Origin of the sequence: Pseudomonas sp. 50_B (genome assembly GCF_017491625.1) — a bacterium.
GTDB classification, from domain to species: Bacteria; Pseudomonadota; Gammaproteobacteria; order Pseudomonadales; family Pseudomonadaceae; genus Aquipseudomonas; species Aquipseudomonas danubii.
Map to the genome: position 1 here is coordinate 1 of NZ_JAFGYX010000031.1, position 22,501 is coordinate 22,501.

General features: G+C 62.0%; 20 protein-coding genes. 12 read left to right on the forward strand and 8 right to left on the reverse strand.

Annotated features, from left to right (window positions below):
* Positions 1–361 precede the first annotated feature (361 nt).
* From J5M73_RS28350 to J5M73_RS28365, 4 genes are all read left to right on the forward strand, one after another.
* Positions 362–619: an Os1348 family RiPP precursor gene (locus tag J5M73_RS28350; RefSeq protein WP_102861503.1), complete on the forward strand. Its 258-nt coding sequence runs from the start codon at positions 362–364 to the stop codon at positions 617–619.
* A gap of 93 nt (positions 620–712) precedes the next feature.
* A complete protein-coding gene (locus J5M73_RS28355) occupies positions 713–1,183 on the forward strand; it encodes a GNAT family N-acetyltransferase (protein ID WP_240321954.1) in 471 nt (156 codons plus the stop codon).
* A gap of 20 nt (positions 1,184–1,203) precedes the next feature.
* The gene (locus J5M73_RS28360; RefSeq protein WP_115581746.1) at positions 1,204–2,364 is read left to right on the forward strand and encodes an HEXXH motif-containing putative peptide modification protein; all 1,161 of its coding nucleotides are present in this window, start codon (positions 1,204–1,206) and stop codon (positions 2,362–2,364) included.
* A gap of 15 nt (positions 2,365–2,379) precedes the next feature.
* The gene (locus J5M73_RS28365; protein WP_207816683.1) at positions 2,380–4,326 is read left to right on the forward strand and encodes a DUF692 family multinuclear iron-containing protein; all 1,947 of its coding nucleotides are present in this window, start codon (positions 2,380–2,382) and stop codon (positions 4,324–4,326) included.
* 66 nt (positions 4,327–4,392) lie between these two features.
* Here the strand turns inward: J5M73_RS28365 and adeC are convergent, their stop codons facing one another.
* The 3 genes from adeC to emhA are packed head-to-tail and all read right to left on the reverse strand — an operon-like array spanning position 4,393 to position 10,154.
* Complete coding sequence (gene adeC / locus J5M73_RS28370; protein ID WP_207816684.1) at positions 4,393–5,853, reverse strand: AdeC/AdeK/OprM family multidrug efflux complex outer membrane factor; 1,461 nt, start codon at positions 5,851–5,853, stop codon at positions 4,393–4,395.
* The gene (locus tag J5M73_RS28375) at positions 5,850–8,993 is read right to left on the reverse strand and encodes an efflux RND transporter permease subunit (protein ID WP_102861507.1); all 3,144 of its coding nucleotides are present in this window, start codon (positions 8,991–8,993) and stop codon (positions 5,850–5,852) included. Before J5M73_RS28375 ends, adeC begins: the two co-directional genes overlap by 4 nt.
* 3 nt (positions 8,994–8,996) lie before the next feature.
* Positions 8,997–10,154 carry an efflux RND transporter periplasmic adaptor subunit EmhA gene (emhA, locus tag J5M73_RS28380; protein WP_102861508.1) on the reverse strand — a complete coding sequence of 386 codons (1,158 nt, stop codon included), beginning with the start codon at positions 10,152–10,154 and terminating at the stop codon, positions 8,997–8,999.
* Between the two features lie 265 nt (positions 10,155–10,419).
* On the opposite strand from emhA, the gene emhR reads away from it, so the two are divergent.
* Both emhR and J5M73_RS28390 read left to right on the forward strand, forming a co-directional pair.
* A complete protein-coding gene (gene emhR, locus J5M73_RS28385) occupies positions 10,420–11,052 on the forward strand; it encodes an efflux system transcriptional repressor EmhR (protein ID WP_207816709.1) in 633 nt (210 codons plus the stop codon).
* Between the two features lie 162 nt (positions 11,053–11,214).
* Positions 11,215–12,099 carry a DMT family transporter gene (locus J5M73_RS28390; protein ID WP_102861510.1) on the forward strand — a complete coding sequence of 295 codons (885 nt, stop codon included), beginning with the start codon at positions 11,215–11,217 and terminating at the stop codon, positions 12,097–12,099.
* Positions 12,100–12,163: 64 nt separating this feature from the next.
* Here the strand turns inward: J5M73_RS28390 and J5M73_RS28395 are convergent, their stop codons facing one another.
* Genes J5M73_RS28395 through J5M73_RS28405 form a run of 3 tightly spaced genes read right to left on the reverse strand, consistent with a single transcriptional unit; the run spans position 12,164 to position 14,734 of the window.
* Positions 12,164–13,213: an alkene reductase gene (locus tag J5M73_RS28395; protein ID WP_102878651.1), complete on the reverse strand. Its 1,050-nt coding sequence runs from the start codon at positions 13,211–13,213 to the stop codon at positions 12,164–12,166.
* Positions 13,214–13,246: 33 nt separating this feature from the next.
* Entirely contained in the window at positions 13,247–14,413 is a 1,167-nt protein-coding gene (locus J5M73_RS28400; RefSeq protein WP_102861512.1) for an MFS transporter, read from the reverse strand.
* 18 nt (positions 14,414–14,431) lie between these two features.
* Positions 14,432–14,734 carry a metalloregulator ArsR/SmtB family transcription factor gene (locus J5M73_RS28405; protein WP_016965050.1) on the reverse strand — a complete coding sequence of 101 codons (303 nt, stop codon included), beginning with the start codon at positions 14,732–14,734 and terminating at the stop codon, positions 14,432–14,434.
* 153 nt (positions 14,735–14,887) lie between these two features.
* On the opposite strand from J5M73_RS28405, the gene J5M73_RS28410 reads away from it, so the two are divergent.
* Positions 14,888–15,469: an ACP phosphodiesterase gene (locus J5M73_RS28410; protein ID WP_102861513.1), complete on the forward strand. Its 582-nt coding sequence runs from the start codon at positions 14,888–14,890 to the stop codon at positions 15,467–15,469.
* A gap of 104 nt (positions 15,470–15,573) precedes the next feature.
* On the opposite strand, the gene J5M73_RS28415 is transcribed toward J5M73_RS28410, so the two are convergent.
* Together J5M73_RS28415 and olsB are read right to left on the reverse strand one after the other, a co-directional pair.
* Positions 15,574–16,368 carry a lysophospholipid acyltransferase family protein gene (locus J5M73_RS28415; protein WP_102861514.1) on the reverse strand — a complete coding sequence of 265 codons (795 nt, stop codon included), beginning with the start codon at positions 16,366–16,368 and terminating at the stop codon, positions 15,574–15,576.
* Entirely contained in the window at positions 16,368–17,123 is a 756-nt protein-coding gene (gene olsB / locus J5M73_RS28420; RefSeq protein WP_102861515.1) for an L-ornithine N(alpha)-acyltransferase, read from the reverse strand. The genes J5M73_RS28415 and olsB overlap by 1 nt, the downstream gene beginning before the upstream one ends.
* 140 nt (positions 17,124–17,263) lie before the next feature.
* On the opposite strand from olsB, the gene J5M73_RS28425 reads away from it, so the two are divergent.
* The 5 genes from J5M73_RS28425 to J5M73_RS28445 all read left to right on the forward strand — a co-directional run bounded on the left by J5M73_RS28425 (position 17,264) and on the right by J5M73_RS28445 (position 22,498).
* Positions 17,264–18,163, forward strand: a complete 900-nt coding sequence (locus J5M73_RS28425) for an acyl-CoA dehydrogenase (protein WP_115581749.1) — start codon at positions 17,264–17,266, stop codon at positions 18,161–18,163.
* Between the two features lie 153 nt (positions 18,164–18,316).
* Entirely contained in the window at positions 18,317–19,414 is a 1,098-nt protein-coding gene (locus tag J5M73_RS28430; RefSeq protein WP_102861517.1) for a serine hydrolase, read from the forward strand.
* Positions 19,411–19,740: an amidase gene (locus tag J5M73_RS28435; RefSeq protein ID WP_102861518.1), complete on the forward strand. Its 330-nt coding sequence runs from the start codon at positions 19,411–19,413 to the stop codon at positions 19,738–19,740. Before J5M73_RS28430 ends, J5M73_RS28435 begins: the two co-directional genes overlap by 4 nt.
* A 173-nt stretch (positions 19,741–19,913) precedes the next feature.
* Positions 19,914–21,089, forward strand: a complete 1,176-nt coding sequence (locus tag J5M73_RS28440; protein ID WP_102861519.1) for a M20 aminoacylase family protein — start codon at positions 19,914–19,916, stop codon at positions 21,087–21,089.
* 98 nt (positions 21,090–21,187) lie between these two features.
* On the forward strand, positions 21,188–22,498 hold the full coding sequence (locus J5M73_RS28445) for an MFS transporter (RefSeq protein ID WP_102861520.1): 1,311 nt from the start codon (positions 21,188–21,190) through the stop codon (positions 22,496–22,498).
* Positions 22,499–22,501 lie beyond the last annotated feature (3 nt).

Genomic DNA, 22,501 nt, shown 5'->3' on the forward strand with positions numbered 1-22,501 from the left:
GGATATATCCCTGATGAATCCTGAGGTTGTCCTCGCTGATCGATCAATGCTGGAAGTTGCGCTATTTCCATGACGCTGCGGGCGGTATCAACTAGTTAATAAAAAGGACTTATTGCTTTAGTAGTAAATCCTTGTTGTTGGATGTTGTTCTTATATAAAAGGATATAGGGCTAATCGCCAGTTAAACTTGATATTCGGTGTTATCGATTATCGTAAAAAGGTTTAAGTGAAAGGTTTGTGTTCGCTGGAAAAGCAGGTTTGCCTTGCTATATTGAAGTTCCTCAAGGCGGACAAGGATAAGTTTAAAGTTTCGTCGGGAGAGGGCTTTTTATCGTGTTGTGAATATACAAGGAGAAATACCATGAGTACGAGAGTCAATCAGGAACGCTTGGCGTCGGTAGTCGGTCGCGCACTTCTGGATAAGGAGTTCGCCGCACAGTTGCAAAAGGACCCAGAAGCAGCGGCCAAAGGTATCGGTGTGCACCTGAGTGTTACCGAAGTGGGTGCAGTGAAAAGTATCGATACGGCAAAACTGACCAGCGCCGGTTCGGCGATTCGCGACAAAATTGGTGTCGCGGCAATCTTTGACACTCAACAGCAACAGGCGCGCATGGACTGAGCCAGGCGTGTGCAGTCCGGTGTGCCGCGCTCAAGTTTTCATCAGTGCGGCACACCGGAACCGGGATTCAAGGTCATCGTGGAGTGCCTGTCCGTGTCCATCACCCTGGTGTCGATGCAGGAAGCCGACTTCAGTCGTTTCGCCCAGCGAGCCCTGGATGAATACGCCGCCGGCATGGTGGCGGCCGGTGAGTGGTTGCCGGAGCAGGCGTCGCTCCAGGCGGCAGAGGTGTTCCGCCAGTTGCTGCCGCAGGGGCGTCTGAGTACGCACAATCACTTGTGGCGGGCGCTGTGTGCGGGACGGGCGGTGGGCGAGTTGTGGATCGCCGAGCGCCAGGTGGGCTCTCGACGGATTGCCTTCATCCTCGATCTTTATATCGAACCGATCGAACGTCGCCGGGGTTACGCCAGGCAGACGCTGCTGGCCGGTGAGTCGGCGGCGCGTGAGTGGGGGTGTGACGAGATGCGTTTGCATGTCTTCGGGCACAACCTAGGGGCGCGTCGTCTTTATGAACTGCTGGGCTATGAAGTCGCCAGCCTGACGATGAGCAAGCCCTTGCCGTGACCTTAAGGGAAGGTTGAACCATGGACAGCGTTAACAGTCAGCAACCAGAACTTTCCATTGATGAGCTATTTCAGGGCACTACTTTTCTCCCGGACAGCGAGCCGGAACGTTTTTTAAAGTTACAGGAGCAAGTCGAAAAGAATCGTTATACGATGTTTGTCGCGTTATATGCCGAGCTGTCAAAGTTGTTTGTCGCCGACTCTGCGTTGAATCTTTTTTTTAAACAGGCGCTGGATATTATTCTGTCTCCGCCCAGTGCTCGCGCCAAACTTATCGCCCATCCAGTGTTTCAGATCTGGAGCATTCTGACGTTTCGTGATGTTAACTATCTGTTGACCGGAAAGACGCTGGATGATGCTGAAGTTAAAGCCAGGCTGCTGGAGTTTGCGCAAGTTCTGCAACGGATCGAAGCTTCGCAGGATGCACAGGTCGATGAGCAATACCCGCCGGTTTATCGATTCGATGTCGACCCGTTGATCACCCAGGTCACGCCGCCCAGTTATGACTATCCGCCAGATGAGCAAACCCGGCGTCAGCTGGAGCGGGCGGGTTATTCCAAAGCCTTTTTCAAGGACGTCATGCAGCTTGCCCTGCTGCGGATCAAGCACACCTGGCCGGCCTGTCATGAACAGTGGCAAGTGCTGGTCAAGGCCGTGTGCTATTTGCCCGACGGCAGTTTTCGCAGTTGCTCGGCGTCCCGTTATACCGGGGTGATCCTGCTGTCGAGCCGGGACAACTCGATACTCGATATGGAAGAGTCGCTGGTGCATGAAGCGACCCATCAGCTGCTGTACAACATCGTTGAAGTCGCTGCGGTGGTGGAGCCCCACGCCTCCAAAGAAGCCCTGTATTCCTTGCCCTGGTCGGGGCAGCAGCGTGACTTGTATGGCTACTTCCATGCCTTCTACGTCTACATCGCCCTGGTCAAGTACCTGGAGCGGGTCCAGGCCCGTCCGGCAGAGGAAATGCGCCGGGCCGAGCAGCGCATGTTGTTTATCCTGCGGGGCTTGAGCAAGGCGCTGGCGGATTTTGAAACCGCACCGGGCTTCACCGCGCAAGGGCGGGAACTGCTGGGTAACCTGATGCAGGAAGTGCATCGGCTGGAGCGTCGTCATGCCGGGTTGCTGAGTCGAGGCGAAGGTGCCAGCACCGTTGCCGCGCCCCTGCACCTGACGGCCTGAGCCAGGGAGGCGGACATGCAAAACTTCGATTCTTCACGTTTCCCCGAAGCCGGGGTGGGGCTGGAATATCATTTGCCACATGGCGCCGGGGCCGGCTCAGCAGGGCTCGATCCCACCATCGAGCGGATTCTGGATGAAGGGCTGCCGTACTTCGATTACCTGGAATTCCAGCCCACCCACTGCATTCTGCAGCCGCGGCTGAATGAGCTGGGCGGACGGGTGCCGGTGCTGCTGCATTCTTCCAGCCTGTCCCTGGGTAGCGTCGGTATTGAGATGGATCGGGAGTTTTTGCGCATGACCCGTCGTCTGTGCGATCGAACCTCATCCCCCTGGCTGGCGGAGCATATTTCCTGGTCACGGTTTCAGGGGGGTGATACCCAGCATTTCATTCTGCCGAGCCTGGCCCGTGAAGTGGCCGATACGGTGGTGGCCAATGCCATCGAGCTGCAGGCCTTCACCCGGACCCCCCTGGTGCTGGAGAACGCCCCCCGGCTGTTTTCCATGGACATTGGCCAGGAACTCTCCGAAGGCGGGTTCATTTGCAGTGTGGTCGAGCGCAGTGACAGTGGCTTTCTTCTGGACCTGGACAGCGCCATCAGCACGGCCAGGGCCCTGGGCTACGACTTGCGCGATTACCTGCGCTCATTGCCGCTGCAACGTCTGATTGAGGTGCATATCGGCGATCCGCGCCGGGACTGGGACATATTGCGCCAACTCTTGCAGTGTGCGCCGCTCAAGGCGGTCACCATCGAGTGGGACATTGCCGATCGAGCCGAGGACCCGCAATTGTCGGCGCTGATCAAGGAGATCAAGGCCCTGCGGCCCGAACCTCTGTTCTGGCAGGCCGCGCCTGTTGCCAGTGTGCCGGCCCCGACGGTTGGCGCGGTGGATGGCCAGAGCTTGTTCGAACTGCGGCCGGGGACCTGGCTCGGTTTCGCCCATCAGGCCTTTTCCCTGCGCGATCGTCGGCGCGGCCTGGACCTGGAGTTGTCGACGGAGTTTTTGCCGCTGGTACGGCATTTTCTCTGCCCGCGGACCCTGGACAGCGCACTCTTGCTACCCGGCGCGTTGCAGGGCGAGAGCCTGGCGGTGCTCCAGGAGCTGATTGAGTTGGGCCTGTTGCAGCCCGGGCAGTCCCAAGGCCTTGCCGAGCCCGAGGACGCCGGCGATATCTGGGCCCATTGGCAGGACGCCCTGGATTTCTACCTGGGGACTCGCACTCAAACCGCTACGCCCTACATCAGTGTGGCGCAGATGGAAGAACAGCTGGCTGGCAAGGCGTTGCAGCAGCGTCAGCCATCGGCGTTCAAGGACTACTTTTCTCACCCGTTCCTTGCCCTGGACAATCCTCTGGTGGCATCTGCACCGGCGTTGGGTCAGCAGGGCCTGATGGATACCTTGAGCGATCGCGAGACTTGCCGGACCTTCGACGGTTCGCCCTTGAGCGCCCGGCAGTTGTCCCTGCTGCTGTATTACACCTGGGGCGCTACCCAGATGCGCCGCAACCCCATGGGCGACTTCTTCCTGAAGAAAACCTCGGCGTCCGGCGGCTCTCTGCATGCCATCGAGGTCTATCCGATCTTGCTCAATGTGCAGGGCTTCGAGGCAGGGTTGTACCACTATTCGGTGCGTCGGCACGGGCTTGAACTGCTGTCGCGAGAGGACCCCGGGGAGTGGATTGGCGCAGCCTGTGGCGAGCAGGACTGGATCAGCAAGGCCGCCGTGGTGTTTCTGTCCACCGCGCGGCTTGAGCGCCTGGCCTGGAAATACCCGGGCAGCCGGGCCTTGCGCGTGGCCTTGATGGACTGCGGCCACCTGAGCCAGAGCTTCGCCTTGGTGGCCACGGCGCTGGGGCTCAAGAGCTGCACCACGGCAGCCTTGCGCGACGAGACCTTCGAAACCCGACTGGGCCTGGATTACCTGCGCGAGCCGGTGTTCCTGCTCAATGGTGCCGGCGGCTGAGGGGAGGGCGCGCGAGGCATAAAAAACCCACCGTCAGGTGGGTTTTTCATACGCACAGACTGTGCTTCAGAACAGGTGCAGCGCCGGGGCCTTTTCAGCCAGTGGCTCGTTCTTCGCGGTCTGTTCGCTCCAGCCGCCGCCGAGGGCCTTGTACAGGTTGACCTCGCTGGTCAGCTGCGACAGGCGATCGGTGATCAAGGCCTGCTGGGCACTGAACAGCGAGCGCTGGGCGTCGAGGAAGGTCAGGTTGCTGTCGACCCCGATGCGATAGCGACGCTCGGCCAGGCGGTAGTAGTCCTGGTTGGCGTTGACGAAGTCACGCTGGGCCTGCAACTGCTGGTTGTAGGTCTGGCGTGCGGCCAAGCCATCGGAGACTTCCTGGAAGGCGGTCTGGATGGATTTTTCGTACTGGGCCACGGTGATGTCTTTCTGGATCTTCGAGTAGTCCAGGCTGGCCCGCAGGCTGCCGGCGTTGAAGATTGGCAGATTGATCTGCGGCTGGAACAGCCAGGTTCCCGAACCACCCTTGAACAGCCCGGAAAGGTCCGGGCTCAAGGTGCCGGCGTTGGCCGTCAGGCTGATGCTCGGGAAGAACGCCGCCCGCGCCGCGCCGATATTGGCGTTGGCTGCTTTGAGCTTGTACTCGGCTTCGAGGATGTCCGGACGCCGTTGCAGCAGTTCCGACGGCAGGCCGGCCGGCAGCTCGCTCAACAGATTGGCCGACAGCGGCTGGGCCGCCGGCAGATTGCTCGGAATCGCCGTGCCCAGCAGCAGCGTCAGGCTGTTTTCATCCTGGGCCACCTGGCGGGTGTAACGGGCCAGTTGCACCCGGGCGTTTTCCACCGAGGTTCGCGCCTGACTCAGGTCCAGTGCCGAGGCCACGCCCACTTCGTTGCTGCGGGAGGTCAGCCGGTAGCTTTCCTCGTAGGCACCGAGGGTGTCCTGGGTCAGTTTCAGCAGTTCCTTGTCGGCCTGCCAGGTCATGTAGGCATTGGCCACGCTGGCCACCAGGCTGATCTGGGTGCTGCGCCGGGCCTCTTCGCTGGAGAAGTAGGTCTGCAGGGCTTGTTCGCTCAGGCTGCGAACCCGGCCGAACAGGTCCAGCTCATAGGCGCTGACGCCCACGGTGGCCGAGTACTGGCTGGTGATCCCGGCTTCGCCGGTCTGCGACATGCGTGCTGGAGTACGCTGGCGACTACCGCTGGCGTTGGCCGAAACCGCAGGGAACAGGTCAGCCCGCTGGATCTGGTACTGCGCGGCATAGGCATCGATGTTCAGCGCCGCGACTTTGAGGTCGCGGTTGTTTTCCAGTGCAGTCTGGATCAGCTGCTGCAACGCCGGGTCATGGAAGAACTGCCGCCAGCCCTGTTCGGCGGCCGCCACGTTGGCGGCCTCCTTGGGCGAGTAGGCAGGGCCTTGGGGGAATTGCGCCGCCACCGGCGCTTGCGGTCGCTGATAATCCGGTATCAGCGAGCAACCACTTAGCGCGATGGCGGTGATTGCCAGGGAGAGTAGCGACTTGCTCATTGGCCAGCCTCATTAGCAGTTGCAGTAGTTTCTGATTGGTCCGCTTTCCTGCGGCCCATGGACGACACGGTGACGAAGAACAATGGCACCCAGAAGATCGCCAGGATCGTCGCGGTGAGCATACCGCCAATCACCCCGGTACCGATCGCATGCTGGCTGCCCGAGCCGGCGCCGGTGGAGATGGCCAGTGGCACAACCCCGAGGACGAAGGCCAGGGAGGTCATGATGATCGGCCGCAGACGCATACGGCAGGCTTCCACCGCCGCGTCCACCAGGGAGCGGCCCTGCTCGTGCAGTTCCTTGGCGAACTCGACGATCAGAATGGCGTTTTTCGCCGCCAGGCCGATGGTCACCAACAGCCCCACCTGGAAGTACACGTCGTTGGACAGACCCCGCAGGCTGGTGGCCATCAGTGCACCGATGATCCCCAGAGGCACCACCAGCATGACCGCGATCGGAATCGACCAGCTTTCATACAGGGCTGCCAGACACAGGAACACCATCAGCAGGGACAAGGCGTACAGCGCTGGAGCCTGGGAACCCGACAGGCGTTCCTCATAGGACAGGCCGGTCCAGGAGATGCCCACACCCGGTGGCAGCTTGGCGGCAATGGCTTCGACTTCGGCCATGGCCTCACCGGTACTGTAGCCAGGGGCTGGAGCACCGAGGACTTCCATGGCTTCCACGCCGTTGTAACGGGCCAGTTTCGGCGAACCGTAGATCCACTCGCCCTTGGCGAAGGCGGAGAACGGCACCATGGTCCCGGCGCTGTTGCGTACGTACCACTTCTTCAGGTCTTCAGGGCTCATGCGAGCACCGGCCTGACCCTGGATGTAGACCTTCTTCACCCGACCGCGGTCGATGAAGTCGTTGACGTAGCTACTGCCCAGGGCAATCGACAGGGTGTTGTTGATATCGGTGAGGGTCACGCCCAAGGCACTGGCGCGCTCGTCATCGATGGTCAACTGGTACTGCGGTTCATCGTTCAGGCCGTTCGGACGCACCTGGGACAGCACCTTGCTCTGGGCGGCCATGCCGAGGAACTGGTTGCGTGCCGCCATGAGTTTCTCGTGGCCGATACCGGCGCGGTCCTGGAGGAACACGTCGAAACCGGTGGCGTTACCCAACTCCAGTACCGCCGGAGGGGCGAAGGCGAACACCATCGCGTCACGGAAGCTGAAGAAGTGCTGCTGGGCGCGGGCCGCCAGGTTGAACACGCTGTTTTCTGCGGAGCGCTCGCCCCAGGGCTTGAGCATGATGAAGGCCATGCCCGAGCTCTGGCCGCGACCGGCGAAGTTGAAGCCGTTCACGGTGAACACCGAAGCCACGGTGTCCTTTTCCTTGTCCAGCAGGTAGGCGCGCATCTCGTCCACCACCACTTGGGTCCGTTCGGCACTGGAGCCGGCTGGGGTCTGTACCTGGGCGAACAGAACGCCCTGGTCTTCTTCCGGCAGGAACGCGGTCGGGATGCGGGTGAACAGCCAGATCATGCCCAGGACGATCAATACGTAGGCCAGCAGGTACGGGACCTTGTGGCGCAGCATGTTGCCGACGCCGCGCTCGTAGCTTTTCACGCTGCGATCGAAGGTGCGGTTGAACCAGCCGAAGAAGCCGCGCTTCTCGTGATTCTGCCCCGCAACCACAGGCTTGAGCATGGTGGCGCATAGGGCCGGGGTGAAGATCAGGGCCACCAGCACCGACAGGGCCATGGCCGACACCACGGTGATCGAGAACTGTTTGTAGATCACGCCCGTGGAGCCGCTGAAGAACGCCATCGGCAGCAGTACCGCGGACAGCACCAGGGCGATACCCACCAGGGCGCCCTGGATCTGGCCCATGGATTTCTTCGTCGCTTCCTTGGGTGACAGACCTTCCTCGTGCATCACCCGCTCGACGTTTTCCACCACGACGATGGCGTCGTCCACCAGCAAGCCGATGGCCAGCACCATACCGAACATGGTCAGGGTGTTAATGCTGAAGCCGGCCGCCGCGAGGATGCCGAAGGTCCCCAGCAGGACCACCGGCACCGTCATGGTGGTGATCACCGTGGCGCGGAAGTTCTGCAGGAACAGGAACATCACCAGGAACACCAGGACAATCGCTTCCACCAGGGTTTCAACCACACCCTTGATGGATTCGGTCACCACTGGCGTGGTGTCGTACGGGAACACCACCTTCATGCCTTGCGGGAAGAAGGGTTCCAGGTCGCTGATGGTCTTGCGCAGCGCCTTGGCGGTGTCCAGGGCGTTGGCGCCGTTGGCCAGTTTCACCGCCAGACCGGAAGCCGGCTTGCCGTTGAACTGGGCGCTGATGGCGTAGTTTTCGCCGCCCAGTGCTACATCGGCAACATCACCCAGGCGTACTTGCGAACCGTCCTTGTTGACCTTGAGCAGGATTGCCTTGAACTGCTCGGCCGTCTGCAGGCGAGTCTTGCCGATGATGGTGGCGTTCAGCTGCTGGCCGGGCAGGGCGGGCAGGCCACCGAGCTGGCCGGAGGACACCTGGACGTTCTGCGCGGCAACCGCGGTCTTCACGTCCACCGGGGTCAGGTTGAAGTTGTTCAGCTTGGCCGGGTCGAGCCAGATCCGCATGGCGTACTGGGCACCGAACACCTGGAAGTCACCCACACCCGCGGTCCGCGAGATCGGGTCCTGCATGTTCGACACGATGTAGTTCGACAGGTCGTCCTTGGACATGCTGCCGTCCTCGGAAACCACGCCGATCACCAGCAGGAAGTTCTTCACTGCCTTGGTTACGCGGATACCCTGTTGCTGCACTTCTTGCGGCAGCAGCGGGGTGGCCAGGTTGAGCTTGTTCTGTACCTGGACCTGCGCGGTGTCCGAGTTGGTGCCCTGCTCGAAGGTGGCGGTGATGGTCATGCTGCCGTCGGAGTTACTTTCCGAGGACACGTAACGCAGGTTGTCGATACCGTTGAGCTGCTGCTCGATCACCTGGACCACGGTGTCCTGCACGGTCTGTGCAGAAGCGCCTGGGTAGGTCACGGAGATCGCAATCGCCGGAGGGGCGATGCTCGGGTACTGGTTGATCGGCAATTTGAGGATCGATAGAGCCCCGACCAACATGATCACCAGGGCAATTACCCAGGCGAAAATCGGACGGTCGATAAAAAATTTCGACATGGTTTACTCCCCTTTGCCGCCTGCAGCTTTGTCAGTTGCCTGTGCAGGGGCCGGGTTCTTGGTTGCTACATTGGTCGCTTCGCTGGCCTTGACTTCAATGCCCGGCTTGACGAATTGCAGGCCTTCGGTGATCAGCCGATCACCAGCTTTCAGGCCATCTTCCACCAGCCACTGGCTACCGACGGTGCGGCTGGCCTTGAGCTGGCGCAGCTCGACCTTGTTGTCCGGGCCAACCACCAGGGCGGTCGGGGTGCCTTTCAGGTCGCGGGTCACGCCTTGTTGTGGGGCCAGGATCGCTGCACTGTTGACCCCAGCTTGCAGCTGGGCGTGGACGAACATGCCCGGCAACAGGGTGTGCTGGGGGTTGGGGAACACGGCGCGCAGGGTCACCGAACCGGTGGTTTCATCCACCGAGACTTCGGAGAACTCCAGCTTGCCGTCGAGCTTGTACTGGCTGCCGTCTTCCAGAGTCAGTTTGACCTTGGCGGCGTTGTCGCCCACTTTCTGCAGGCGACCGCTTTCCAGCTCGCGGCGCAGTTCCAGCAGCTCAACCGAGGACTGGGTGACGTCGACGTAGATCGGGTCCAACTGCTGGATCACTGCCATGGCATTGGCCTGGCCGTTGCTGACCAAGGCGCCTTCGGTTACCGAGGAGCGGCCAATGCGGCCGGTCAAGGGCGACAGCACTTTGGTGAAGCGCAGGTTGATCTGGGCACTTTGCAGGGAGGCTTCCGATTGCAGACGGTTGGCCACGGCGGTGTCGTATTCCTGGCGGCTCACGGCCTGCTCATCGACCAATTGCTTGTAGCGATCTGCAATCGACTTGGTCGATTGCAGATTGGCCTCGGCGCTCTTCAGCGTTGCCTCATAGACCGATGGATCGATCTGATAAAGCTGCTGACCTTCCTTAACATCTCCGCCTTCTTTGAACAGACGCTTGAGAATGATCCCGTTTACCTGTGGGCGAACTTCGGCGATGCGGAAAGCGGTGGTCCGGCCCGGGAGTTCGGAAGTCAAGGTAAAGGCTTGTGGTTGCAGGGTAACGACGCCGACCTGAGGGGCTTGAGGGGCTGGCGCCGCCTCTTCCTTTTTACATCCGCTGAGCAGCGATGCCAGGGCGACGGCAGTGACCAGAGCGGTAACAGCTGGCTTGAGTTGCATGAAGATCCTCGGGTCAGGCACGCAAGATGCGCACAAGAAAAGTGGAAGGGTAAAAAGAGTTGGCTGAGTGGATTAGTAGCTTGCTAAGGAATATACTTACGTTCATGGTTGTTTGTAAATACCCTGGCGGCGTACCCATCCGGTTACAAAAGCCCCTGTAGGTGTTGAATTGTAGGTTGGGCAAACGGCACTCGAGATGCCGTTCCATATTTATTCAGAAGGTCTTCACGCATCGCTGAAAGATCCTGATCGAGGTTTTACTGCCATGGTCCGTCGTACCAAAGAGGAAGCTCAAGAAACTCGCAGCCAGATACTCGAGGCCGCCGAAAAGGCCTTTTACGAGCGTGGCGTGGCGCGTACCACCCTGGCCGATATCGCGGCGCTGGCAGGGGTGACTCGGGGTGCCATCTATTGGCACTTCAGCAATAAGGCCGATCTGGTGCAGGCCATGCTCGACAGCCTGCGTGAACCCTTGGATGAGATGGCTGCCGCCAGTGAAAATGTAGATGAAATGGATCCGTTGGGCTGGATGCGCAAGTTGCTCATTCATTTGTTTCATCAAGTTGCCCTGGACCCGAAAACCCGACGCATTAATGAAATTCTGTTTCATAAGTGCGAATTCACCGATGAAATGTGCGACCTGCGTCGCCAGCGTCGTGCCGCCAGCCTGGACTGCAACCTGCGTATCGAGTTGGCGCTGACCAATGCAGTGAATCGTGGGCAATTGCCCGAAAATCTCGACACTATGCGAGCGGCTATCAGCATGCGGGCCTTTATCGATGGCATCCTTTATCAATGGCTGCTGGCCCCTGACAGCTTCGCTCTGCACACCGAGGCAGAGCGCTGGATCGACATCGGGCTGGACATGCTGCACTTGAGCCCGAACCTGCGTCATTAAGACAAAATGCGTAATTGAGTCCAGTTATGTCAAGATTTACGGCGAGGGAGATTCATTACCGCGCTCGCCGGATCGCGATGGGGTGCTTTTATATACGGGCTGGCTGCATCTTGATAGATAGCGAGCTACGTATTTTGTAGTGATTTTGTTGCGGGTGTGTGAATGAGTGTGAACCCTTCACCGTTCAAAGGCGCAGAACAGCCAATCAAGGGGATCGCCCTGATTTGTCTGGCGGTTCTGCTCTTCGCCAGTCACGACACGCTGTCCAAATATCTCTCGGCCTTTTACCCCATCGTCATGGTGGTCTGGGCTCGTTACGTGGTTCATACCTTGCTGATGCTGGTGGTGTTCGTGCCTCGCAGCGGTTTTTCCGCGGTGGTACGAACCAAGCGTCCCGGCCTGCAACTGCTCCGGGCCTTGTGCCTGATCGGCACCAGCCTGCTGTTCACCACTGGCCTGCGCTATATCCCCCTGGCGGAAGCTACCGCGGTCAACTTTCTTGCGCCCTTGCTGGTCACGGCCTTGTCTGTGCCGTTCCTGGGCGAGCGGGTCAGCCGTGGACAATGGCTGGCGGTGCTCGCGGGCTTCGTCGGGGTGCTGATCGTGGTGCGCCCTGGTGGCGTTCTCTTCACTCCGGCGATCCTGCTGCCCCTGGGGTCGGCGCTGTGCTTCGGCTTTTATCAGTTGCTCACCCGCAAGCTCAGCGGCATCGACAGCCCGACTACCAGCAACTTCCTGACCGGGATCTTCAACAGCCTGATCATGAGCGCGTTGTTGCCGTTTTTCTGGAGCACGCCAAGCTTTATTCACGGCCTGTTCATGATCGGCCTCGGCACCTGCGGCATGCTTGGCCATATGCTGCTGACCCAGGCCTTCCGTCATGCCGCGCCGGCGATGCTGGCGCCTTTCAGCTACGGACAGATACTGTTCGCTGGCCTGTATGGCTACCTGATCTTCGACCATACCCCGGACCGCTACGGCCTTATCGGGATTGCGGTGATCTGCCTGAGCGGCCTGGCGGTGGCCTGGACTCAACGCAAGCGTTAATCCTGGCACTCAAAGAAAAGCCCCGGCTCGCGAGAGTCGGGGCTTTCTATTTACAGAGGCAGGCTTACAGCGCCGGGTAGTCGATGTAGCCCACTGGGCCCTTGCCGTAGAAGGTTTCCGGATGCGCCTCATTCAAGGGCGCATCGGCCTTCAAGCGGGCCGGCAGGTCCGGGTTGGCGATGAAAGGTACACCGAACGCAACGGCGTCAGCCTTGCCGGCGGCCAGCCAGGCATTGGCGCTGTCCTTGGTGAAGCGCTCGTTGGCGATGTAGGGGCCACCGAAAGCCGCTTTCAACTGCGGGCCCAGGCTGTCGGCGCCTTCTTTCTCGCGGGAGCAGATAAAGGCGATGCCGCGTTTGCCCAACTCGCGGGCTACGTAGGTGAACGTCTCTGCCAGGTTGTCGTCGCCCATGTCATGGGAGTCGGCACGGGGTGCCAGGTGCACGCCCACTCGGCCAGCGCCCCAGACCTCGATGGCGGCGTCGGTGACTTCCAGCAGCAGGCGGGCACGGTTCTCCAGAGAACCGCCGTACTGGTCGGTACGCTGGTTGGTGCTGCTTTGCAGGAACTGATCCAGCAGGTAACCGTTGGCGCCGTGGATTTCCACACCGTCGAAACCGGCGGCCTTGGCGTTTTCCGCACCGACCCGGTAAGCGTCGACGATGTCGGCGATCTCAGCGGTTTCCAGGGCTCGCGGGGTTGGGTAGTCGGCCAGTGGACGCACCAGGCTGACATGGCCCTTGGGCTGGATGGCGCTTGGCGCCACTGGCGTTTCACCGTCCAGGTAGGACGGGTGGGAAATCCGCCCCACGTGCCACAGCTGCAGGAAGATCTTGCCGCCAGCGCCGTGCACGGCCTTGGTTACATTGGCCCAGCCACGCACCTGGTCGTTGGACCAGATGCCGGGGGTGTCCGGGTAGCCCACCCCCATTGGGGTCACCGAGGTGGCCTCGCTGAGGATCAGGCCAGCGGAGGCCCGCTGCACGTAGTACTCGGCCATCAGCGCATTGGGCACGCGGCCGGCGTCGGCGCGGCAGCGGGTCAGTGGGGCCATGATGATGCGGTTGGACAGCTCGAGGTCGCCGATCTTGATCGGATCAAAGAGAGTGGTCATGGAATACAGCCTTCTATATAGGAAAGGAACGGATCAGTGGGTTGCAGCAGCCAGTTCGGCGTTGCCGCCCTGGCGAAAGGTAATCAGCGTCACCAGCAGGGCCAGGATCGCCAGGACCGCCGCCGCCAGGGGCACGCTGGTCAGGCCGAAACCGTGGGCGATGACGCTGCCGCCGACCCAGGCGCCCAGGGCGTTGCCGATGTTGAAAGCGCCGATGTTCAGGGTCGAAACCAGGTTGGGTGCGGCTTTGCCGAAGGTCACCACATTGACCTGCAAGGCCGGCACCGCAGCAAACGAAGCGGTGGCCCAGAGGAACAGAGTGATCTCGGTGGGAATCAACGCCACGCTGGTCCAGGTCAGTACGGTGGAGACCACGGCCATGGCCGCGAACACGCCGATCAGGGTGGCGCCCAGGCGCTTGTCCGCCAGCTTGCCGCCGATGATGTTGCCCAGGGTCAGGCCCAGGCCGATCAGCAGCAGGGTCCAGGTCACGCCCCGGGGCGAGACGCCGGTGACGTCGCCGAGCAGCGGCGCAACGTAGGTGAAGAGGGTGAACATCGACGCGGCGAACAGTGCGGTCATGCTCAGGGATAGCCAGATCCCCGCGCCCTTGAGGGCCGCCAGTTCCGCACCCATGTCGAGTTTTTCCTCATCGCGCTTGGCCGGCAAAAAGCGCAGCAGGCCGATCAGCGCCACCACACCGATGACCGTCACCGCCCAGAAGGTCGAACGCCAGCCGGCTGCCTGGCCCAGGGCAGTACCCAGGGGCACGCCGAGTACGTTGGCCAGGGTCAGGCCGGTGAACATCAGGGCCACGGCCGAGGCGCGCTTGTTGGCGGGCACCAGGCCGGCGGCCACCACTGAACCGATGCCGAAGAAGGCACCGTGGCACAGCGCCGTGATTACCCGGGCGAACATCAGCACGTTGTAATCACTGGCCAGTGCACACAGCAGGTTGCCGACAATGAAGATCCCCATCAGTGCTACCAGGGCTGCCTTGCGTGGCAGCCGTGCGGTGGCCAGGGCCATGAACGGCGCGCCGATGGCCACACCCAGGGCGTAGCCGGTCACCAGCCAGCCGGCACCGGGAATCGACACCCCGAGGTCCGCCGCCACATCGGGCAAAAGCCCCATGATGACGAACTCGGTGGTGCCGATGGCGAAGGCACTCAAGGCCAGGATGATGAGTGAAAGGGGCATTGTCGGGTCCTTGTCAGATCAGAGCTGTTGGCTCATTTGCGTGAGGAACTGCTGGATGACTTCCTCATTGCGTTTGAAAAAATGCCATTGGCCGACTTTCCGGCTGCTGATCAGGCCTGCGCGTTGCAACGTGGCGAGGTGGGCGGACACGGTCGACTGCGACAGGCCGCAGCGTTGATCGATCTGTCCGGCACAGACGCCGTGCTCATTGCTGTGAGCCTGATCGGGAAATTCGACTGTCGGGTCTTTCAGCCAGTGCAGGATTTCCCTGCGAACCGGATGTGCCAGGGCTTTTATTATTTCGTCGAGGTCGAGGGACATGGCGGTGCTCGTTTTCCATAAAACGTTGTATCGCGATGAGGCGAAATTTAAATCGTTATTTCGCGATATACCAATATGATTTTGATCTTAAATCATTGCTTATCGGTATATCGGGTTATAACGATATGTTGGGCGCGGTGCTAAGCTGCGCGAATGAATTATCTCGCACATCTACACCTTGGCGGCCAGCGTCCGGGTCAATTACTCGGCAGCCTGTATGGCGATTTCGTCAAAGGCCGCCTGCAAGGGCAGTTTGCCCCCGAGGTCGAGGCGGCGATCCAGCTGCATCGGCGCATCGATACCTACACCGACAGCCATCCTCGGGTGACGGCGGCACTGTCGCGTTTCTCCCTGACCCGGCGGCGCTATGCCGGCATCGTCATCGACGTATTCTTCGACCACTGCCTGGCCCGTGACTGGGCTCATTACGCCGATCGTCCCTTGCCGCTGTTCACCGCCGAGGTGTACCGGGTGCTGGCGGCCGAGCCGCAACTGCCGGCGCGTCTGGCGCAGATTGCGCCGTACATGGCTGCTGATGACTGGCTGGGTTCCTATCGGGATTTCGCGGTGTTGGAGCAGGTCTTGCGGGGCATTGCCCGACGCTTGTCACGGCCAGAGGAATTGACTGCAGCGATGATCGAGCTGGAGCGGCTGTATCAGCCCTTGAGCGAAGATTTCCGAGCCTTCTACCCGCAGTTGCAGGCATTCGCCGCGCAGCACACCCAGTTGCCCTGACGAACGTTCCACCGGGAGGCGCTTGCTTGCCAGCGAAGGCGCCTTCATGAGTGGCGCCAGGCTTGAAGGCCTTTTCGCCGGCAAGCCGGTTCCTACAGCGAGTTTCAGGCCGCGACCAGTTCGCCGTTGCGGCGTGGTTCGGCGGGCTGTATGACCTCACCGAACAGGGCTTTCTGTACGGCTTGCTGGGCCTGAAAGGCCAGCGCCGCACGTTCCTGGCCCTGGCAGGCAATCGGCTTGAGCACATGAATCTCCACCTGGCCCCGGTCGTTGGCAAACAGCCGCATCAGGTGCGAGAGCAGGTCGTCGTCGCCAATGAAAGGAGCCAGGGTATCGATCTGGCCATCGCGCAAGTAACGGATCGCCACCGGTTGCAGGGACACCTCGGCATCGATGGCGCTGGCCAGCAGGCGGCCGTGGAAGGTGCGCAGGGCACGGCCGTCGGTGGTGGTGCCTTCAGGAAACAGCAGCAACGGGTGCTGCTCCTGCAGGTGTCGGGTCATCTGCTTGCGGATCAGTTGGCTGTCACCGGCCCCTCGACGGATGAACAGGCTGCCGGCCTTGGCCGCCAGCCAGCCCGCCACCGGCCAGGTGCGCACCTCGGCCTTGGACAGGAACGACAGCGGCGTCAACATGCCCAGCAGTGGAATATCGGTCCAGGACACGTGATTGCTGACCCAGAGCATCGGCTGGCGAGGCAACTCGCCGTGCACCGTGACCCGAAACGGCAGGGCATTGCTCAGGCGAGCCATGAAGAACCGCGACCAGCGCTGGCGCCGAACCATGGAGTTGGCGACCCCCAGGCGTTCCAGCAAGCCGAAGATACTGGCCATGCTCAGGCCCAGCGCGACCACCAGCAGTACCCGGGCGATGCGCCCGTAGACCCGCAGCCGGCGCATCAGACCGCCGCCTTGAAGTGCCGTGCATAACGCGGGCACAACTCGTCGCGCTTGAGCAGGATGAACACGTCGGCGACCTGGAAGTCCTGGTCCCAGCAGGGTTCGCCGCAGATCTTCGCCCCCAGGCGCATGTAGGCCTTGAGCAGTGGCGGCATCTCGGCGATGACATTGGAAGGAATATCCAGGCTGGGCAGCGGGTGCTTCGGCTCGGCCCGCAGGTGTTCGGTACTCAGGTAGCGCTCGCGCAGCCGTTGCATGATGGCCTGGGCCTGGATGCCGCCGTCCTGCATGGGGATGCTGGCGCACCCCATCAGGTAGCTGTAGCCGCCCTGATTGAGCACTTCCGCCAGCTCGCCCCAGAGCACGGCGATGGTGCCGCCGTTGCGATAGGCCGGGTCGACACAGGTGCGGCCGATTTCCAGGATGGGGCCCTTGAGGTGCGCCAGGCCGTGCAGGCTGAACTCTTCCTCGCTGTAGAAGCGTCCCAGGCTGCTGGCGGCCTGATGGTCCAGCAGGCGGGTGGTGGCCACCAGACGCCCGGTGTTCAAGTCGCGTACACCGATGTGGCTGCAGTGAACATCATAGTCATCCATGTCCAGACCCCATTCCGCGCCCTTGAGCTTGGCGTTGAACTCGCCGCTGAAGACGTTGAAACGCAGGGCCTGGGCTTCTTGCAGGGCCTGGGCGCCGATCAGGCGTTCGGCTTGCAGGCGGCGTTCAGTGCCGGTGTCGCTGATGCGGGCGATCTGAGTCATCGTGAATCTCCGTGCGGGCTACCGACCCGCCTTGGGTTGCAGCCAATCGACTTTGTTGTGCAAAGTCAGGCTATGTAGCCCCGGTGTCATCGCCATGAAGCTTTGGTGATGCTTATATGACAGCCCCTGAGGATCTTCGAATGCCCTGGCAAGCCCTGCTCGAGAGCCGTGACCGACTGCCCGTCAACCCCGATCTGGCCGAGGGCTACGGGGCTTTGCTGGCCCATTTGGGCAGTGTTACGCCCTTCGAACTGGCGGTGCTCGGCGGCCGTCTGATGGAGACTCCGGGGCTGGCGTTCCTGGTGGGCTACCAGGCGGCGTTGCGCATGTTGTGGCCCAGTGCGCCGCAAAGCCTGGGGGCTATGTGCGCGACTGAGCGCCGCAGCCTGCGTCCGGCGGACATGCAGACCCGGCTGGAGGATCTGCGCCTGCAGGGGCGCAAGGATTTCGTGACCGCTGGCGATGCCGCCGACTGGCTGTTGGTGGCGGCCCGCAGCGAGGCCCCGGGTGAGCGGGCGACCTTGCGCCTGACCGTGGTCTATGCCGGGGAACCTGGGGTCAAGGTCCAGACCCTGCCCGCCATCGCCCTGATGCCGGAGATCAGCCACGGCTGCCTGCTGCTGGAAAACGCCGCCTGCGAACTGCTGGCCGGCGATGGCTGGGACGCCTATGTCAAACCCTTCCGCACCCTGGAGGACATCTATGTCCTGAGCGCCATGCTCGCCTGGCTGTATGGCGTGGGGCAGGACAGCGGCTGGCCGCAGCCCTTGCAGTTGCAGGTACTGGGGTTGCTTGCAGGTTGTGCCGAAGTCAGTCGGCAGAATCCCTCCTTGAGTGGCGGGCACATTCTATTGGCTGGTTTGTTCACGCAGTTCCAGGTATTGCGGCCTGAAATCGACGCCGCATTCGCTAATGGCCCCGAGCATTGGCGCAACCAATGGTCCCGTGACCAGGCCCTGCTGGACCTGGCGGCCAGCGCCCGGGAACAACGCCTGGCCAAAGCCCTGGCCTCGTTTCAGCAACGGCGTCCCCTTGCCTAGGAACCGGCTTGCCGGCGAAAGGGCCCGAGAGCCTCGCACAAGGCTCGATGACGTCTGCGCTGGCCAGCCAGCTCCAACAAACGGGGGCACTTGCAGTGAAACTGTCATCAGCCTGGACTAGGCTCGGCCACTGACGTTGTTCGAGTGTCATCCATGGCCAAGGCTCCGATTCTGCTGGCGTTACTGGTGTACCTCTGCTTGCCGGCCTGGGCCGAGGAGTGGCCGGCGCAGCAATGGAGTCGGGGGCCGACTGTCAGTGGTCCGGCGCTCAAGGCTCTGGAGGACTATGCCTTTGTGCCCAGGGACGACCAGTCCCACAAAGGCATTCGCACTGACGCCTTGCTGGTGATCCGCGATGGCCAGGTGCTTTACGAACGCTACGCCGGCGCCACCGGACCACAGACGCCCCATCTCATCTGGTCTGCCAGCAAAAGCCTGTTGGCGGTGGTGTTGGGCGTTGCTTACGGTGAAGGCCGCTTCCAGCTCCAGGACCCCGCGGCAAAATATTACCCCGCGCTGCAGCCGCATCCGGCTATCAGCCTGGAGGATTTGTTGCATTGGGCCTCGGGTCTGGATTGGCAGGAAGACTACGAATACGCCCCCCTCAATTCCTCAGTGGTGGCCATGCTCTATACCCGCGGGCATCGGGACATGGCGGCATTTGCTGCACAGCAGGCGCGCTCCACCCCACCGGGGCAGGTCTTCCGTTATTCCAGCGGCGATAGCAACCTGCTGGCGGCCAGCCTGCGGGGGATGGTCGGGGCAGACCAGTACGCGGACTATCCCTGGCGTGCCCTGTTCGAACCGCTGGGCATCACCCAGGCGGTGTGGGAACGCGACGCCGCCGGCACCTTCGTGGCGTCTTCCTACCTCTACCTGACGGCCCGCGATCTGGCCCGTGTCGGCCTGTTGATGCTGCGCGAGGGGCGCTGGCATGACCGGCAGTTGCTGCCCAGGGCCTGGGTCGAGTTCAGCCGCACGCCCTTTGCCGGCTATCGGGCCAACCAGGATGAGGCGGTGGCGGGCGGGCACTGGTGGCTCAACCGCTCGGTGGACGGTGCTCCTCAGCCCTGGCCCGATGCTCCAGCGGATACCTATGCGGCCCTGGGGCACTGGGGACAGGCGCTGTATGTCCTGCCGGCGCAGCGCCTGGTGATCGTGCGTTACGGCGACGATCGCGATGGCAGCTATCGGCACAATGAGTTGCTCAAGCGAGTCGTGGCGGCGTTTTCCAGCCAGGGGCAGCCATGAAGCGTCGGGCCTTTTTCCGCCGTCATCCGCTGCTCGGCCTGGTGTTGGTGGCGCTGCTCCTGCTGCTGGGCTGGAGCTTGCAGCACCGGGTGGCCCTGCAAGCCTTCCCGGATATCCTCGGTGCCTACACCGCCAAGGAGTACTGCTCCTGCCGTTACGTGATGCAACAACCTGCCGACTACTGCCGCGCCTATGTGCGCCAGTACCTGCCCATCAGCGGCTTTAGCGATGAGCCGCAGAGCCGACGTGTCACCGCCAGCGCCCTGGGGCGTACCCACAGCGCACTCTGGCTAGGTCCCCGGGAAGGCTGCCGTCTCGCCCCCTGATCCCTGGATCAGGCAGCGCTGCAGATTATGTGTTCCATCCAGTGGAACCACATTTGATTGTCCTGTGCTCCGGCTCGCGGTTATCTGACGCCGAGCTTCGAGCACGCTCCGGCGCCTCGTGCAACGCTCCGAAAAAAAGAACGGGAAGCCACCCGGCCCAGAGGAGATTCGCCATGACCCGACACCAGCACATCCTTGCCTGGCTCAACGACATTGCCAGCGATCTGCGGGCCATCCGCCAGGATATTCATGCCCACCCGGAACTGGGTTTCGAAGAGCAACGCACTTCGGCGCTGGTGGCTCGCTGTCTGCAGGAGTGGGGTTATGAAGTGCACACCGGCGTCGGCCGAACCGGGGTCGTGGGTGTTCTGCGCAACGGCACGGGCACGCGCACCCTGGGCCTGCGGGCGGACATGGACGCCTTGCCGATCATCGAGAACACCGGGGTTCCCTACAGCAGCCGCCATGGCGGTTGCATGCACGCCTGCGGGCATGACGGCCACACCACCATCCTGCTGGGGGCGGCGCGCTACCTGGCGGCGACCCGAGCGTTCGACGGCACCCTGAACCTGATCTTCCAGCCCGCGGAAGAGGGCCAGGGCGGTGCCGAGGCGATGCTTGCCGATGGCCTGCTGGAACGCTTCCCCTGTGATGCACTGTTCGGCCTGCACAACATGCCTGGGCTGCCGGCCGGTCACCTGGGCTTTCGCGAGGGGCCGATGATGGCGTCCCAGGACCTGCTTGAGGTGATTGTCGAAGGCGTCGGCGGTCACGGCTCCATGCCCCACCTGGCGGTGGACCCCTTGGTGGCCGCGGCCAGCATGGTCATGGCCTTGCAGACGGTGGTGGCGCGCAACATCGACGCGCAGGAAGCGGCGGTGGTGACGGTGGGGGCCTTGCAGGCGGGTGAGGCGGCCAACGTGATTCCCCAGCAGGCGTTACTGCGCCTGAGCCTCAGGGCCCTCAACGCACCGGTGCGCGAGCAGATGCTGGAGCGGGTCAAGTCGATCATCCGCACCCAGGCCGAAAGCTTTGGCTGCAGCGCCAGCATCGACCATCGCCCGGCTTATCCGGTGCTGGTCAACAGTCCTGAAGAAACCGAGTTTGCCCGGCGGGTCGGTGTCGAGCTGGTGGGGGCCGAGGCGGTCAATGGCCAAACGCCGAAGCTGATGGGCAGCGAAGACTTCGGCTGGATGCTGCAGCGCTGCCCCGGCAGCTACCTGTTCATCGGCAATGGCATAGCGCAACCGATGGTGCACAACCCGGGTTACGACTTCAACGACGACATCCTGCTCACCGGTGCGGCCTATTGGAGCGCGCTGGCGGAGAGCTGGCTCAAGCCCGTCTGAACCCTCCTGTTCCTGTAGTGCTGTGCGGCCCGGGCGTCCCATGCGTCCGGCACTTTTTCGAGCCCGCAAGAAGGCTCAAAAGTATCAAGGAACCTCCCATGAGCGTCTCGATACCTGCTGTTTCCAAGACCCGGCAAGTGGTTGCCGCCGTGGTTGGCAACGCCCTGGAATGGTACGACTTCATCGTCTATGGCTTTCTCGCCAGCTTTATCGCCCGCCAGTTTTTCCCGGCTGAAGACGAGTACACCTCGCTGCTGATGGCCCTGGCCACCTTCGGCGTGGGTTTTTTCATGCGCCCGGTGGGCGGCGTGCTGCTGGGCATGTATTCCGACCGCAAAGGCCGCAAGGCGGCGATGCTGGTGATCATCCAGCTGATGACCGTGGCCATTGCGATGATCGTCTTTGCCCCCAACTACGCGGCCATTGGCCTGGGCGCGCCGTTGCTGATCGTGGTGGCGCGGATGCTCCAGGGCTTTGCCACCGGGGGGGAATACGCCAGCGCCACGGCCTACCTGGTGGAAAGTGCCCCAGTGGACAAGAAGGGGTTGTATGGCTCCTGGCAGTTGGTAGGACAGTGCCTGGCGGTGTTCAGCGGAGCGGCGATGGCGGCGGCGGTGACCCACCTCTTTTCGCCGCAGACCCTGGATCTCTGGGGCTGGCGCCTGCCGTTCGTGATCGGCCTGCTGATCGGTCCGGTGGGACTGTGGATTCGCAAGTACATGGAGGAACCGGAGGCCTTCATCGAGGCGCGCAAGCAGGCAGGTGGCAAGGGGCCGGGGCTGTGGCAGGTGGTGTCGGCCCATCGCCGGGCGATCCTGGTCTCCATGGGCCTGTGCTGCGGTAGCACTGTGTCTTTCTATGTGGTGCTGGTGAACATGCCGACCTTCGCCCACACCAACCTCGGCCTGCCCCTGGATCAGGTGCTGCTGGTGCAGATGTTCGCCGTGGCCCTGATGACCCTGGTGATTCCCTTTGCCGGGGCGCTGTCGGACCGCATCGGCCGGCGCCCAGTGTTGATGGCCTTCACCCTGGCGTTTTTCGTCATGGTCTATCCCTTGTATGTGTGGGTCGCCGCGGCGCCGTCCATTGAACGCCTGCTGGTGATGCAAATGTTGCTGTGCGGTGCCATTGGCGGCTTTTTCGGTCCCGGTCCTACGGCCCTGGCCGAGCAGTTTCCCATCGAGGTACGTTCCACCGGGGTGTCGGTGGCGTATAACGTCACGGTGATGTTGTTCGGTGGCTTTGCGCCCTTGATCGTGACCTGGCTGAGCAAGGTCATGGCCACGCCGGTGGCGCCATCCTTCTATGTCTTGCTGACCTCGATCCTCAGCCTGCTGGGTATCTACTGCATGCATGACGCAGTCAGAGACGACAAACAAGATGCCGTGACCCTGGGAGGCGAGTCTTGATCA

Coding starts and splice junctions, on each gene's coding strand:
- J5M73_RS28445 (WP_102861520.1), top strand. CDS start 21,188: ATGAGCGTCTCGATACCTGCTGTTTCCAAGACCCGGCAAGTGGTTGCC.
- J5M73_RS28425 (WP_115581749.1), top strand. CDS start 17,264: ATGCCCTGGCAAGCCCTGCTCGAGAGCCGTGACCGACTGCCCGTCAAC.
- J5M73_RS28405 (WP_016965050.1), bottom strand. CDS start 14,734: ATGTCCCTCGACCTCGACGAAATAATAAAAGCCCTGGCACATCCGGTT.
- J5M73_RS28400 (WP_102861512.1), bottom strand. CDS start 14,413: ATGCCCCTTTCACTCATCATCCTGGCCTTGAGTGCCTTCGCCATCGGC.
- J5M73_RS28390 (WP_102861510.1), top strand. CDS start 11,215: ATGAGTGTGAACCCTTCACCGTTCAAAGGCGCAGAACAGCCAATCAAG.
- olsB (WP_102861515.1), bottom strand. CDS start 17,123: ATGACTCAGATCGCCCGCATCAGCGACACCGGCACTGAACGCCGCCTG.
- J5M73_RS28410 (WP_102861513.1), top strand. CDS start 14,888: ATGAATTATCTCGCACATCTACACCTTGGCGGCCAGCGTCCGGGTCAA.
- J5M73_RS28430 (WP_102861517.1), top strand. CDS start 18,317: ATGGCCAAGGCTCCGATTCTGCTGGCGTTACTGGTGTACCTCTGCTTG.
- J5M73_RS28375 (WP_102861507.1), bottom strand. CDS start 8,993: ATGTCGAAATTTTTTATCGACCGTCCGATTTTCGCCTGGGTAATTGCC.
- J5M73_RS28440 (WP_102861519.1), top strand. CDS start 19,914: ATGACCCGACACCAGCACATCCTTGCCTGGCTCAACGACATTGCCAGC.
- J5M73_RS28360 (WP_115581746.1), top strand. CDS start 1,204: ATGGACAGCGTTAACAGTCAGCAACCAGAACTTTCCATTGATGAGCTA.
- emhR (WP_207816709.1), top strand. CDS start 10,420: ATGGTCCGTCGTACCAAAGAGGAAGCTCAAGAAACTCGCAGCCAGATA.
- adeC (WP_207816684.1), bottom strand. CDS start 5,853: ATGAGCAAGTCGCTACTCTCCCTGGCAATCACCGCCATCGCGCTAAGT.
- J5M73_RS28350 (WP_102861503.1), top strand. CDS start 362: ATGAGTACGAGAGTCAATCAGGAACGCTTGGCGTCGGTAGTCGGTCGC.
- J5M73_RS28415 (WP_102861514.1), bottom strand. CDS start 16,368: ATGCGCCGGCTGCGGGTCTACGGGCGCATCGCCCGGGTACTGCTGGTG.
- J5M73_RS28395 (WP_102878651.1), bottom strand. CDS start 13,213: ATGACCACTCTCTTTGATCCGATCAAGATCGGCGACCTCGAGCTGTCC.
- J5M73_RS28365 (WP_207816683.1), top strand. CDS start 2,380: ATGCAAAACTTCGATTCTTCACGTTTCCCCGAAGCCGGGGTGGGGCTG.
- emhA (WP_102861508.1), bottom strand. CDS start 10,154: ATGCAACTCAAGCCAGCTGTTACCGCTCTGGTCACTGCCGTCGCCCTG.
- J5M73_RS28435 (WP_102861518.1), top strand. CDS start 19,411: ATGAAGCGTCGGGCCTTTTTCCGCCGTCATCCGCTGCTCGGCCTGGTG.